Below are 12,668 nucleotides of genomic sequence, written 5' to 3'. Positions count from 1 at the left end.
TCAACGGACCGCTTGGCGGCTTTCCGCCAGCCGGCTTTTATCTTCCGGCTCCAGATAGCCGGTGACTTCAAGTCCGAAGCCCGCCATGCTCGGCATTTTTCGGGGAACAGCCAGTAAGCGCATCTTCCTCACGTTGAGATCCTTGAGGATCTGCGCGCCAATACCATAATTGCGCAGGTCGGGCTTGGCGACCGGACGATGCGGCAGCTTTGCCGGCAACACCCTTTCCATCAGCCCGGACCCGCTTTCCCCGCAATGAAGCAGTACGATAACGCCGCGTCCCGCATCGCTGATGATGCGCAGGGCCTCGTTCAGATTCCAGGAGTGGGTATCATCCTCCAGATCGAGAAGGTCCATGACCGAAAGAGGCTCATGCACTCTTACCAGGGTTTCATCGTCGGGAGCGATAGCCCCCTTTACCAACGCCAGGTGGACAGTATTGACGGTTTTGTCCAGGTAGGCAACGAGCTGGAATCTGCCGTGCGCAGTCTGGAGGGGACGTTCTACAATCCGTTCCACCAGGCTTTCCGTACGGCTGCGATAATGGATGAGGTCGGCTATCGCACCTATCTTGAGTTGATGCTTTGCCGCAAACTCGACCAGATCGGGTAGGCGCGCCATGCTCCCGTCTTCATTCAGTATTTCGCAGATCACGGAGGCGGGGGTGAGTCCCGCCAGATGCGCCAGATCGCAACCAGCTTCCGTGTGGCCGGCGCGCACGAGCACGCCGCCGTTTTGCGCCATCAGGGGGAAAATATGCCCCGGCTGGACGATGTCATCCGGTTTTGCGCCCCGGTTCACGGCCACCTGTACCGTGCGTGCGCGGTCAGCAGCGGAAATGCCCGTGGTCACCCCGGTCGCGGCTTCGATGGAAACCGTGAAATTGGTGCCGAGCGGAGACCGGTTAGCCGCCACCATCAGAGGCAGGTTGAGCTGGCGGCAACGTTCCTCCATCAACGTCAGGCAGATCAGGCCGCGTCCGTACGTTGCCATGAAGTTGATGGCTGCCGGTGTAATGAAATCCGCCGCCAGAACCAGGTCCCCCTCGTTTTCGCGGTTTTCCTCATCGACGAGAATGACCATGCGGCCGGTCTTGATGTCAGCAATGATTTCCTGAATTGAACTGATGATCATGTCTGAACCGAGCTCTCGCTCCTGTGCTTGTCGTCCATCGCCAGTAGGAGGCGCTCCACGTAGCGTGCGAGCATATCCACTTCCACATTTACCCTGGCACCCGCTTTCAATTCTTTCAGTGTCGTTTCAGCTAGCGTATGAGGAATGAGGTTGATCTCCAATTCGTCACGCTCTACCCGGTTGACCGTCAAACTCACGCCATTCACCGTGATTGAACCTTTTTTAGCAATATATTTCAGCAGCGAATCCGGCAACCGGATCGCAAGCAGGCTGCTTTCACCCAGGGGCTGAAACTTTGTCACCTCTCCAACTCCGTCGACATGACCGCTGACGAGGTGCCCATCCAGCCCGTCCGACAGGCGCAGCGATTTTTCGAGATTAACCTTTCCGCCCGGTTTATCCAGTCCTTGCGTGCACTGCAATGTTTCGCCCGAGACATCTACAGATAACAGATTGTCTGCCAGCCCAGTAACGGTGAGGCATACGCCATTCACCGCGATGCTATCGCCGACTTTTGTCTCTGCCAGAGACAGCTTGCCGGGCGCAATGCGTAAGCTTAAGCCATTTTTCTGTGGATTGGCCGTCTTGATCTCGCCGACAGCCTCGACAATTCCTGTGAACATCGGGTCTTTCCTGCTTTCAAATATGCATAGCGATATTGTTCCTTTTTCCCTTTGCTTTGTAGGACCATGCGGCAATTTGCCGCATGGTCCTGCATGGCAATATACGCTAATGTTCGGGGATAATATAGCGAAGCCTTGGAGAAGCCCAGGGAAGTTCTCAAGGCTCCCCCGTGCACGAGAGAATCCGCGACGAAAATGCTTGTAAATCCCGGCCAGCCACCCCTCCGCAAGAATCTGCAACGTTTATTCCTGCTCCGGAATATCGTCATCGCGGCCCAGTGCCTGACCTTTGCACTGGCTTACTGGGGGCTCGAACTGGAATTGCCCTGGGCGGAAATGGTCGCGGTTGCGGTCTTGCTGGGGGTGGTGAACCTGGCGACCTGGATACGTCTCCATCGGAAATGGCCGGTTTCCAGCATGGAGTTCTTTGCACAACTCCTGGTGGACGTCCTTGCTTTAAGCACGCTGCTTTATCTCAGCGGCGGCTCGACCAATCCATTTATCTCGCTATACCTTCTGCCTCTGACTATTGCCGCGGCTGCGCTGCCATGGGCTTATACCTGGGTGATGGCTGCCATCACCATAAGTTGCTATACGCTGTTGCTGTTTTATTATGTGCCCCTGCCCCATAACCACGAAGAACATGGCAGCGAATTCATCATGCATGTGTCCGGGATGTGGCTGGCTTTCGTCCTGAGCACGGTATTGATCGCGTGGTTCGTTGTCAAGATGGGCATATCGATCCGCGAACGCGACAAGGACCTGGCGTTGGCGCGTGAGCAGGCATTGCGTAATGAGCAGATCATTGCGCTCGGAACGCTGGCCGCCGGCGCCGCGCATGAACTGGGCACCCCGCTGGCAACCATGGCGATAGTCACGGGGGAATTGCAGGACGAATATATCGACGATACCGAATTTCAAGGCAATATCAGAATTCTGCGGGATCAGATCGCGCACTGCAAGCGCACCCTGACGCAATTGCTGGCGGATGCGGGGCAGGCACGCGCCGAAGATGTCAGTGGCCAGACGGTCGATCTTTTTTTGCGCCAGGTTGTGGATAAATGGCAATTGATGCGGCCCTCTGCCCAGTTTACCTATCGCGGCAGCGGAGTGCAGCCGGCTCCCCAGATTCTGAACACGCAATTGCTGAGCCAGTCCATTTTGAATCTGTTGAATAATGCGGCGGACGCATCCTTGAAACACATCGAGATAGAAGTTACCTGGAGTCATCAGGAGCTGCATCTGCAGATACTCGATTATGGAGAAGGACTGAGAGGAGAGGCGGCCCAGCGCGCCGGCCAGCCCTTTTTCACCACCAAAACAAAAGGACAGGGTTTCGGCATCGGCCTGTTTCTGGCAAATGCAAACATCGAACGCTTTGGCGGCAAGGTACGCCTGACCAATCGTGAAGGCGGCGCCTGTACCCAAGTCATACTTCCTCTGATACAGCCATCGATATGACAACAACGTTACCCATGACAGAAGTGGATGATCGTCCCGCCTTGCTGATTGTGGATGATGACCAGACCTTTTGTACGGTTCTTGCCAATGCAATGACCAAACGCGGATTCACCGTCACCTGCGCGCATAACGTGGATCAGGCACTGGAGCTTGCGGAGGCCTGCGCCCCGGAGTATGCCGTTGTCGATCTCAGACTGCCCGGTCCTTCCGGATTATCCCTGGTCGAAAAGCTGAAAGCACTCGATCCCGGCACGCGTATCGTCATGCTGACAGGCTACGCCAGCATCGCTACCGCGGTCGAAGCCATCAAACTCGGCGCCACCCACTATCTCGCGAAGCCGGTCGACGTTCATGAAATCATGGCGGCGTTCGAGCGCACGACCGGGGATGCAGACGTGCAGATCAGCGCTCACCCCCTGTCCGTGGGGCGGCTTGAGTGGGAGTATATTCAGCGCGTACTCAACGAGAACAAGGGGAACGTTTCTGTAACGGCGCGCGTCCTTAACATGCACCGGCGGACATTGCAGCGGAAGCTCACCAAGTATCCCGCGAAAACATGAGCCGCTCCTTTCATTCTGCCACATCCCGAGAAAGTGTATGCTAACTTACATGAAGATTCAGCAAGAAATAAAAGAATCCATTCAAATTATGTAGCCATCCCGTCAGGGCCACGGGCAATAATGCGAATATCCTGCCCCACGGCGCGTACATTGTGGATCTTGAGGGCTCGCTTGTCTTCCAGATTCGAGAGTTCCGGTAATTTGAGCATGTCCCGCGCCGCATTCCCGATCAGACAGGGGGCAAGATAAATGACGAACTCATCCACCAAATCCGCCTGGATAAGCCCTCCATTCAAGCCGGATCCCGCCTCCACCAGCACTTCGTTTATTTCGAGATCCGCAAGCCGTCGCATCATAGCAGCCAGATCCACGTTGCCAGCGCTATCCGGCAACAGGATGACGTGCGCCCCCACGTCCCGTAACGCGACAATTTTGCCTTCACTGGCAGCAGCGGTAAAAACCAGTTCGCCTGCGCCTCGCAGCAATCCTGCATCCAGCGGTATATCCAGTCCCCTGTCCACCACTACCGGCATAGGTTGCCTGGAGGTATGGATATGGCGCACCGTGAGCTGCGGGTCATCGGCCAACACCGTACCAATGCCGGTCATTACCGCGCAGGAACGGGCGCGCCAGCGGTGCCCGTCCCGGCGTGCCGCCGCGCTCGTGATCCATTGACTGGACCCGTTGTTGAGCGCCGTCTTGCCATCGAGACTTGCCGCGATCTTGACCCTGACCCAGGGACGACCGCGGGTCATGCGCGAGACAAATCCGATATTCAAAGCTTTCGCTTCCGCTTCCATCAAGCCGGTTTTCACTTCTATCCCCGCCTCTTCCAGAAGGGCGCAGCCGCGACCGGCCACGAGGGGATTCGGGTCCTGCATGGCTGTAATGACTTTCGCGACACCTGCCTGAACCAGGGCATCGGCGCAGGGTGGAGTGCGGCCATAGTGACTGCACGGCTCCAGCGTGAGATAGGCAAGGGCGCCCCGGGCTGCCGGTCCGGCGGCAGCCAGTGCATTTATTTCCGCATGCGCTTCGCCAGCGCGTTCGTGCCAGCCCGTACCCACCACCTGTCCATCGCGTACCAGCACACAACCCACGCGGGGGTTCGGGCTTGTACTATAAAGCCCTTTTTCTGCAAGCCGCAGCGCCTGGGCCATGAAGCGGTAATCGGTTGGCGAGAACATTGGAAACTCCATTGTTCAGAGGCGAAACTGCAAATTCAGCGTGGAACTCAAGCGCAGACGCGGCGCTTGTGGGATCTGCCGGAAAAACACAATACAGAAGGTAAAACGTGTGAATCAGGGTTTGTCCGGTTCTTTCCTGCTATCTGATCCTTGCAGTTCCCGGATTGCATCGTCGAAATCGGCCGCCCCCTGAAAACTTCGATAGACAGAAGCAAAGCGAATGTACGCGACCTTGTCCAGTTTATAGAGTTCTCCCATCACCATCTCGCCAATCTTGTGCGAGGCGATCTCCCGTTCACCCAAGCTTAGCAGCTTCTGGACGACGCGATTCATTGCCGCTTCCACATCCTCTGCCGAAACCGGACGCTTGTGCAATGCGCGTACGAAACCGGTACGCAATTTTTCGCGATCGAACTCGGCGCGATTGCCATCCTGTTTTACGACCTGCGGCAACCGCAATTCCACGGTTTCATAAGTGGTGAAGCGTTTGTCACAGTGGGGGCAGCGCCGGCGGCGGCGTATCCTGTCGCCTTCCTCGCTCACCCTGGAGTCGATCACGCTCGTATCGGGCGTATGGCAGAAAGGACACTTCATGCGTCAACCTGGAACCGTTCGGCCGGCTTCAACCCTGGAGCCGAAGCAAATTGATCCAGCTTAAGATCGACCAGATCGACTATGCCGAGACGAGGAAGCGACGTCAGAATGCGCCGCTCCATTGCGCGATTACCCTTGGTAAACCGGAAATTTTGCACATAGCGCTTTTGCCTGGCGTGCAACCTCCGTGAGCACCGAGGAATCGGTCGGCGCTTCCAGTACATCAGCTATCAGATGAGCCAGTTGTTCGGATTCGAATTCGGCAAAGCCGCGGGTGGTGATGGCGGGAGAGCCGATTCGAATCCCACTGGTGACGAAGGGTTTCTGCGGGTCGTTGGGAATCGCATTTTTGTTGACGGTGATATGCGCCACTTCCAGCGATTCGGCGGCCTGCTTGCCGGTAATATACTTGGGGCGGAGGTCCACCAGAAACATGTGGCAGTCGGTGCGCCCCGAGACGATGCGCAATCCGCGCTCCTGCAACACTTTCGCCATTACGCGCGCATTGTCGATTACCTGTTCCTGGTAGTCCTTGAACTCCTGGCTGGCGGCTTCCTTGAAGGCTACTGCCTTGGCGGCAATGACATGCATCAACGGCCCCCCCTGGGTTTGCGGGAAAATAGCGGAATTGAGCGCTTTTTCATGCTCGGCCCTGGCCATGATGATCCCGCCCCGCGGACCGCGCAGCGTCTTGTGGGTGGTGCTCGTGACGAAATCGGCGATGCCGACGGGATTGGGATAGTATCCTGCCGCAACCAGTCCCGCATAATGCGCCATATCCACGAACAGATAGGCCCCTATATCGTCGGCAATCTTACGGAAGCGCTTCCAGTCTATCACCAGCGAGTAAGCCGAAGCCCCTGCCACGATCAGCTTGGGCTTATGCTCGTGCGCCAGGCGCGCAACCTCGTCATAGTCCAGCTCTTCGGTATCAGAACGAAGGCCATAGGAAACGGCATTGAAAATCTTGCCGCTGAGATTGACCGAAGCGCCATGTGTCAGATGCCCGCCATGCGCGAGCGACATCCCCAGCAGAGTATCTCCCGGCTTCAAGGCGGTCAGATAGACTGCCGCGTTGGCCTGTGAGCCCGAATGCGGCTGGACGTTGACATACTCCGCGTCGAACAGCGCCCTTACCCGGTCGATTGCCAGCTGTTCCACGACATCCACATACTCGCAGCCGCCGTAGTAGCGCTTGCCGGGATAACCCTCGGCATACTTGTTAGTCAGCACCGAGCCCTGCGCTTGCATCACTGCAGGACTTGCATAATTCTCCGAAGCAATCAGCTCGATATATTCTTCCTGGCGCTGCATCTCGCCTTTGATGGCTTGCCAGAGATCGGGGTCGACGGTTTCGAGAGTATTGTATGAGGACAGCATGTTGTTAAAACCTGTGAATAATTTTTATTGAAAAACTGGGAGTTTACCATCTAAAGATGCGGATTGCGTCAAGACGCCATCTATGAGGCGAAGTAGCAGTGCCATCTTCACGTATTGGTTCGAGGCAATTGACGCATCAGTTAAACATCAAGATTCCTCACTCCCAGCGCGTTGTTCTCGATGAACGCACGCCGAGGTTCCACGATATCGCCCATCAGGGTGGTGAAAATCTCATCCGCGGCGATACTGTCCTCGATCTGGGCACGCAGCAGAAGGCGAACCTTCGGGTCCATGGTCGTTTCCCAGAGTTGAGCCGGATTCATTTCGCCCAGACCTTTGTAACGTTGAGTGCCGATGCCTTTTTTGACTTCCTCCAGCAGCCAGTCGAGTGCTTGCTTGAAGTCGCTTACTGCCTGTTTCTTCTCGCCGCGTTGCACATAAGCTGCCGGCCCGATCAGGCCGTCGAGCACCTCGGCGGTTTGCCTGATTTGCGCATAGTCACCGCTTTGCAGAAAATCCTGGTCGATGTAGCTGTAGCGAACGTTGCCGTGATGCATGCGAGAGATTTTCAGCCGGTACTCTTCCGTGGCGACGTCATACTTGGGTACGATGGTGATATTTGGTGCATTGACCTGTGCCGCCAGACGAACCGCACTTTCGGTTGCGAGCTCCTCATTACTTAGATCGATGTCGGAATGGCGTAACAACGCATGCATGACTTCGCTATCGATCAGCGAACTCATGCGCTCGATCACGGCTTCCGCCAGGAGATATTCATTTGCGATATTTTCCAGCGTTTCTCCAGTCAGCGGCGATTTTCCCTCTCCCGTATGCAGTTCCGCCTCCGTCAACGCCAGGCCCAGCAGATATTGCTTGAGCTCGTGATCGTCCTTGACGTAGCGTTCCTGCTTGCCGTGCTTGATCTTGTACAACGGCGGCTGGGCGATGAAGATATGGCCGCGCTCGATCAGTTCCGGCATCTGTCGGTAAAAGAAAGTAAGCAGCAAGGTGCGGATATGCGAGCCATCCACGTCGGCATCAGTCATGATGATGATGCGGTGATAGCGCAATTTGTCAGGGTTATACTCGTCCTTGCCGATACCGGTACCAAGCGCCGTGATGAGGGATGCAATTTCCTGCGAGGAAATCAGCTTGTCAAAACGGGCTTTTTCCACATTGAGGATTTTTCCTTTCAGCGGCATGATGGCCTGGAACTTGCGGTCGCGTCCCTGCTTGGCCGAGCCGCCGGCGGAATCGCCCTCCACCAGATAAAGCTCGGACAGAGCCGGATCCTTCTCCTGGCAATCCGCCAGCTTTCCGGGTAAACCCATGCCATCCAGCACACCTTTGCGCCGCGTCAATTCCCGCGCCTTGCGCGCTGCCTCGCGCGCTCTGGCCGCTTCGATGATCTTGCCGCAGATGATTTTCGCATCGACCGGATGCTCCATGAGGAATTCCGCCAATTTGAGCGATACGATTTCTTCCACTACCGGCCGCACTTCCGACGAGACGAGCTTTTCCTTGGTTTGGGATGAAAACTTGGGTTCGAACAGCTTGACTGACAAAACACATGACAGACCCTCGCGCATGTCGTCGCCCGAGGTTTCGATTTTGGCTTTTTTTGCGAGATCGCTTTTTTCGATGTAATTGTTCAGGGTGCGCGTCATGGCAGCGCGCAAACCCGTGAGATGAGTACCGCCATCCTTTTGCGGAATATTGTTTGTAAAGCACAGCACCTGCTCGGTATAGCTGTCATTCCATTGCATGGAGACTTCCACCGCAATGCGGTCTTTTTCTCCCGCTGCATAGAAGATATTGGGATGAAGCACCGACTTGGTGCGATTGACATACTCGACAAAACTCTTGACCCCACCCACAAAGGCAAATGTTTCTTCCTTGGCGTTGCGTTGGTCTATGAGATGGATTTTGACACCATTGTTGAGAAAGGAAAGTTCCCGCAGCCGCTTGGCAAATATGTCGTAGTGGTATTCGATATCTCCGAATATTTCCTTGCTCGCCAGAAAATGTACTTCGGTGCCACGTCGTTCAGTCTTTCCGGTCGTAGCCAGCGGCCCCACCGGCACGCCCATGCGGAACTCGATCTGATGGATCTTTCCATCCCGACGGATGGAAAGGCGTAACCATTCCGACAGAGCATTCACGACCGAGACGCCAACGCCGTGCAAGCCGCCTGATACCTTGTATGAATCTGAATCGAACTTACCTCCGGCGTGGAGTTCGGTCATGACGATTTCAGCAGCGGAACGCTTGAGCTCGTCATCCTGCTTTATGCCTGTCGGAATGCCGCGACCATTGTCCTGGACCGTAACCGAGTTGTCGGGGTGGATAATGACCGAAATCTCATCACAGTAACCGGCCAGCGCCTCGTCAATCGCATTATCCAATACCTCGAATACCATATGGTGCAGGCCGGTGCCGTCGCTGGTATCGCCAATGTACATACCGGGACGCTTGCGCACCGCATCGAGCCCTTTCAGGATCTTGATGCTGTCCGAGCCATAGTCGGCGGAGCTTTTGCTTTTTTGCTGCCGGGAACGCTCTTTTTCGTTCATTGCTATCTTCAGTTGTTTCAGTTATTTGAAACGAAATATCCACTCCCTTCCACACTGACGGATTCGCAATGACTTTATTGCAAATCCTGCTGACTGCTATCGGGAAACATCTAGAGCAAACGCTACGGAGAGCCGGTTTTCACTCACCTGTGGGATCAGGGCTCAGGAAGCCACTCAGGGAAGGCTCAAGGAAACTCAACAAAGATCGTAGCTGAGTCTGCAATACAGGAAAATGCCGTGCAGTAATCAAAGGATTATACCATAACCGACCGAGGGACGCTTTTGCCCCTGTGAAGCTGCAAAGCCTGTGAATGACCTGACATTTACCTCATATGCGCATGGGCATGACCACATATTTGAAACTGTCGTTACCTGGAATGGTAATCAACGCACTGCTGTTGGCATCGCCAAATGCACACGTTACTGTTTCACTGTCCGCATTGTTCAGCACATCAAGCAGATAAGTAATGTTGAAGCCGATGTCGAGACCGTCTCCATTGTATTGAAGTTCCAGTTCTTCCTGCGCTTCTTCCTGTTCGCTGTTATTGCAGACGATTCGAAGATTGTCGGCGGTAAGGATGAGACGGACTCCGCGAAATTTTTCATTGGACAGGATTGCAGCGCGTTGCAGTGTCTGAAGTAGTAACAGACGGTTTATGTCGAATTGCTTCTGATAGCCGGTGGGAATGACGCGGTTATAGTCCGGAAATTTTCCATCGACCACTTTGGATACCAGAACGACATTGGAGAAGGTAAAACGCACCTGGTTCTGAAGAACCTCTATGGTTACCGGGTCCTCGGTTTCATTCAATAGCCGGGATAATTCGAGCACCACTTTGCGAGGAAGAATGACTTCCTTTCTTTCCAATGATGTCTCGAGCATCATCAGGGCGAATGCCAACCGATGGCCATCGGTGGCAACCACTTTCAGTTGATTGTTTTCCAGCAATAACAGCAGCCCATTCAGGTAGTAGCGAATGTCCTGGTGAGCCATGGCATACTGTACCATCGCCAAGAGATGCTTCAGTTCCTTCTGCTGGACCTTGACTGTTCCCTGCGTTTCATTACTTTCGGGGAATTTTGGAAAATCTTCAGCAGGAAGTGTTTGCAGATTGAAGCGACTTTTTCCCGCCTTGGCCTGAAGACGACTATCGTTCGTTTCCAACGTCACCCGCATTTTCTCGGGGAGTGCGCGCAATATATCCTGAAGCTTTTTTGCAGCAACCGTTACCGAGTATTCCTCCCTCACCTTGCCCCCATCCGTGGTGGAGGTAGTAATCTGGATTTCAAGATCGGTCGCGATAAACGAAATGTTTTCCTGCTTGCGCTCGATGAGTACGTTGGAGAGGATGGGTAAGGTATGACGTCGCTCGACAATACCGGTAACCGTTTGCAAAGGCTTGAGCAGTGTATCCCTGTCGGCTTCTATCAGTTTCATTTTCTAATTGTAAAGCTAGTAATAGTTAATAAGAAATGGCGAAATCCGGTAAAAGTAGGGAAATTCGCCTGATATCAGCATATTAGGCTATTTTGTATTTCTGTATCAATAAGGTATGGACTGTGGATAGTTTGTGAGCAGAATTAAAGTCTAAATAAAAGCGATGAGTTATCCCCAATTCATCCTGATGTTAACTTCAGTTTTTTGTTCAGCTTGTGATTAGCCGCGGAGAATGTGCAGTAAGGTATTGAAGTCACGATTGACGGCAGGATCGGAAGCGCGCAATTCGGCAATCTTCCGATATCCATGCAGTACGGTGGTATGATCCCGACCCCCGAAAGCTTCCCCGATATCGGGCAGGCTCAGAGGAGTGAGTTCCTTGGAGATGGCCATGGCCATTTGGCGGGGGCGGGCAACAACCCGCGACCGCTTTTTGGAGTACATTTCGGCGACCTTGATCTTGTAGTAATCCGCCACTGTTTTTTGAATGTTTTCAATGGAGATTTGCCGGTTCTGTACCGCCAGTAGATCTTTCAATGCTTCCCGTGCCAAATCCAGCGTCAGGGCATGACCGGTGAAGCGTGAGTAAGCAACCACTCTTTTCAAAGCGCCCTCCAGTTCGCGTACGTTGGAGCGAATGTGTTTTGCGATGAAAAAGGCGACGCTTTCATCCAGAATGATATCTTCCATCAACGCTTTCTTCAGGAGAATCGCGACACGCATTTCCAGTTCAGGAGGTTCCACCGCTACTGTCAAGCCCCACCCGAAACGCGAAATCAACCGTTCTTCCATGCCCGCGATTTCCTTCGGGTAAGAGTCGCAGGTGATGATGACTTGCTTATGCGCTTCGATCAGGGCGTTGAAGGCATAGAAAAACTCTTCCTGCGTACGGTTTTTTCCCCCAAAAAACTGGATATCGTCGATCAGCAGCAGGTCCAGCGAATGATAGTAGCGCTTGAATTCATCGAATGCCTTATGTTGGTAAGCCCTTACTACGTCTGAAACGTATTGCTCCGAGTGAATGTAGCGAACCTTGGCAGCCGGATTTTGCTCCACAACGAAATTGCCGATCGCTTGAATCAGGTGGGTTTTTCCCAATCCTACCCCCCCGTAGATGAAGAAGGGGTTATAAGCAACGCCGGGACGTTCCGCAACCTGAATAGCCCCGGCCCGTGCCAGCTGGTTTGCCTTTCCTGTGACGAAAGTGTTGAAGGTGAAAGAGGGATTCAGTCGGGTTGGATTTTTTTCCTGTTTTTCCTTCGCATCCTTTGTATCTTTCGTATCCTTCGGGGCCTTTTGCGCTGATTCTGTCGGCGCATCGAACACCGCAGTAATCGAATGGGAAGCCGTGCCGTTATTCCTCCCAGTCGAGGGGGACGCGCTGGCCGGAATTTGTCCGGCTAGCTCCAACTGCAGCTGAACCGGACGCGCGAAGTGGTTTTCCGCCATCTGCGTGATGTCGCTTAAAAAGTTGTCCTTTACCCACTGGAGGACAAAACGGTTGGGTGCGATCAGCCTGAGGGCGGGCTCGGGCGAGTCGTCCGACAGTTGCAGGCGCAGGGGTTTGATCCAGGTATTGAATTGCTGCGCGCTCAGTTCATTTTCAAAATATTCGAGACAGGCAAGCCAAAAGGTATCCGGTGCAAGCATGATATTAATGACTCGTTGGGGAAGGAACGGAAGTTGCGAGCGAGGTGAGCGGAATATTCTAGACCGTT

The 12,668-nt window shown here is 54.2% G+C and carries 11 protein-coding genes; 2 read left to right on the top strand and 9 right to left on the bottom strand.

The window, feature by feature from the left end; translation table 11 throughout:
* The gene (gene ribBA / locus NMUL_RS00050) at positions 1-1,134 is read right to left on the bottom strand and encodes a bifunctional 3,4-dihydroxy-2-butanone-4-phosphate synthase/GTP cyclohydrolase II (protein WP_011379374.1); all 1,134 of its coding nucleotides are present in this window, start codon (positions 1,132-1,134) and stop codon (positions 1-3) included.
* Positions 1,131-1,757 (bottom strand): riboflavin synthase, encoded by a 627-nt coding sequence (locus NMUL_RS00045; RefSeq protein WP_011379373.1) that lies wholly within the window; start codon positions 1,755-1,757, stop codon positions 1,131-1,133. Before NMUL_RS00045 ends, ribBA begins: the two co-directional genes overlap by 4 nt.
* A 195-nt stretch (positions 1,758-1,952) precedes the next feature.
* Here NMUL_RS00045 and NMUL_RS00040 point away from each other — a divergent pair, with 195 nt between their 5' ends.
* Both NMUL_RS00040 and NMUL_RS00035 read left to right on the top strand, forming a co-directional pair.
* Positions 1,953-3,218, top strand: a complete 1,266-nt coding sequence (locus NMUL_RS00040) for an ATP-binding protein (RefSeq protein WP_011379372.1) — start codon at positions 1,953-1,955, stop codon at positions 3,216-3,218.
* Positions 3,215-3,778, top strand: coding sequence for a response regulator transcription factor (locus NMUL_RS00035; RefSeq protein ID WP_011379371.1), 564 nt, complete (start codon positions 3,215-3,217; stop codon positions 3,776-3,778). Before NMUL_RS00040 ends, NMUL_RS00035 begins: the two co-directional genes overlap by 4 nt.
* Positions 3,779-3,864: 86 nt before the next feature.
* Here NMUL_RS00035 and ribD read toward each other — a convergent pair whose 3' ends face one another.
* From ribD to dnaA, 7 genes are all read right to left on the bottom strand, one after another.
* Positions 3,865-4,965 carry a bifunctional diaminohydroxyphosphoribosylaminopyrimidine deaminase/5-amino-6-(5-phosphoribosylamino)uracil reductase RibD gene (gene ribD, locus NMUL_RS00030; protein ID WP_011379370.1) on the bottom strand — a complete coding sequence of 367 codons (1,101 nt, stop codon included), beginning with the start codon at positions 4,963-4,965 and terminating at the stop codon, positions 3,865-3,867.
* Between the two features lie 114 nt (positions 4,966-5,079).
* Positions 5,080-5,559, bottom strand: a complete 480-nt coding sequence (nrdR, locus tag NMUL_RS00025; protein ID WP_011379369.1) for a transcriptional regulator NrdR — start codon at positions 5,557-5,559, stop codon at positions 5,080-5,082.
* Complete coding sequence (locus NMUL_RS15855) at positions 5,556-5,717, bottom strand: hypothetical protein (RefSeq protein WP_167535538.1); 162 nt, start codon at positions 5,715-5,717, stop codon at positions 5,556-5,558. The genes nrdR and NMUL_RS15855 overlap by 4 nt, the downstream gene beginning before the upstream one ends.
* The gene (gene glyA, locus NMUL_RS00020) at positions 5,689-6,939 is read right to left on the bottom strand and encodes a serine hydroxymethyltransferase (RefSeq protein WP_011379368.1); all 1,251 of its coding nucleotides are present in this window, start codon (positions 6,937-6,939) and stop codon (positions 5,689-5,691) included. Before glyA ends, NMUL_RS15855 begins: the two co-directional genes overlap by 29 nt.
* Positions 6,940-7,079: 140 nt before the next feature.
* Entirely contained in the window at positions 7,080-9,512 is a 2,433-nt protein-coding gene (gene gyrB, locus NMUL_RS00015) for a DNA topoisomerase (ATP-hydrolyzing) subunit B (RefSeq protein WP_011379367.1), read from the bottom strand.
* A gap of 328 nt (positions 9,513-9,840) precedes the next feature.
* The gene (gene dnaN / locus NMUL_RS00010) at positions 9,841-10,950 is read right to left on the bottom strand and encodes a DNA polymerase III subunit beta (RefSeq protein WP_011379366.1); all 1,110 of its coding nucleotides are present in this window, start codon (positions 10,948-10,950) and stop codon (positions 9,841-9,843) included.
* Positions 10,951-11,169: 219 nt separating this feature from the next.
* Entirely contained in the window at positions 11,170-12,600 is a 1,431-nt protein-coding gene (dnaA, locus tag NMUL_RS00005; RefSeq protein ID WP_011379365.1) for a chromosomal replication initiator protein DnaA, read from the bottom strand.
* Between the last annotated feature and the right edge of the window lie 68 nt (positions 12,601-12,668).

The organism is Nitrosospira multiformis ATCC 25196, from assembly GCF_000196355.1.
GTDB classification, from domain to species: Bacteria; Pseudomonadota; Gammaproteobacteria; order Burkholderiales; family Nitrosomonadaceae; genus Nitrosospira; species Nitrosospira multiformis.
Note: the sequence above shows the minus strand (reverse complement) of the source record. Positions and strands in the feature narration are given on the sequence as shown.

What these genes read in the sequence shown, in the direction of transcription:
- dnaN (WP_011379366.1), bottom strand. Translation starts at nt 10,950, where the DNA reads ATGAAACTGATAGAAGCCGACAGGGATACACTGCTCAAGCCTTTGCAA.
- glyA (WP_011379368.1), bottom strand. Translation starts at nt 6,939, where the DNA reads ATGCTGTCCTCATACAATACTCTCGAAACCGTCGACCCCGATCTCTGG.
- NMUL_RS00035 (WP_011379371.1), top strand. Translation starts at nt 3,215, where the DNA reads ATGACAACAACGTTACCCATGACAGAAGTGGATGATCGTCCCGCCTTG.
- NMUL_RS00045 (WP_011379373.1), bottom strand. Translation starts at nt 1,757, where the DNA reads ATGTTCACAGGAATTGTCGAGGCTGTCGGCGAGATCAAGACGGCCAAT.
- ribD (WP_011379370.1), bottom strand. Translation starts at nt 4,965, where the DNA reads ATGTTCTCGCCAACCGATTACCGCTTCATGGCCCAGGCGCTGCGGCTT.
- NMUL_RS00040 (WP_011379372.1), top strand. Translation starts at nt 1,953, where the DNA reads ATGCTTGTAAATCCCGGCCAGCCACCCCTCCGCAAGAATCTGCAACGT.
- dnaA (WP_011379365.1), bottom strand. Translation starts at nt 12,600, where the DNA reads ATGCTTGCACCGGATACCTTTTGGCTTGCCTGTCTCGAATATTTTGAA.
- nrdR (WP_011379369.1), bottom strand. Translation starts at nt 5,559, where the DNA reads ATGAAGTGTCCTTTCTGCCATACGCCCGATACGAGCGTGATCGACTCC.
- gyrB (WP_011379367.1), bottom strand. Translation starts at nt 9,512, where the DNA reads ATGAACGAAAAAGAGCGTTCCCGGCAGCAAAAAAGCAAAAGCTCCGCC.
- ribBA (WP_011379374.1), bottom strand. Translation starts at nt 1,134, where the DNA reads ATGATCATCAGTTCAATTCAGGAAATCATTGCTGACATCAAGACCGGC.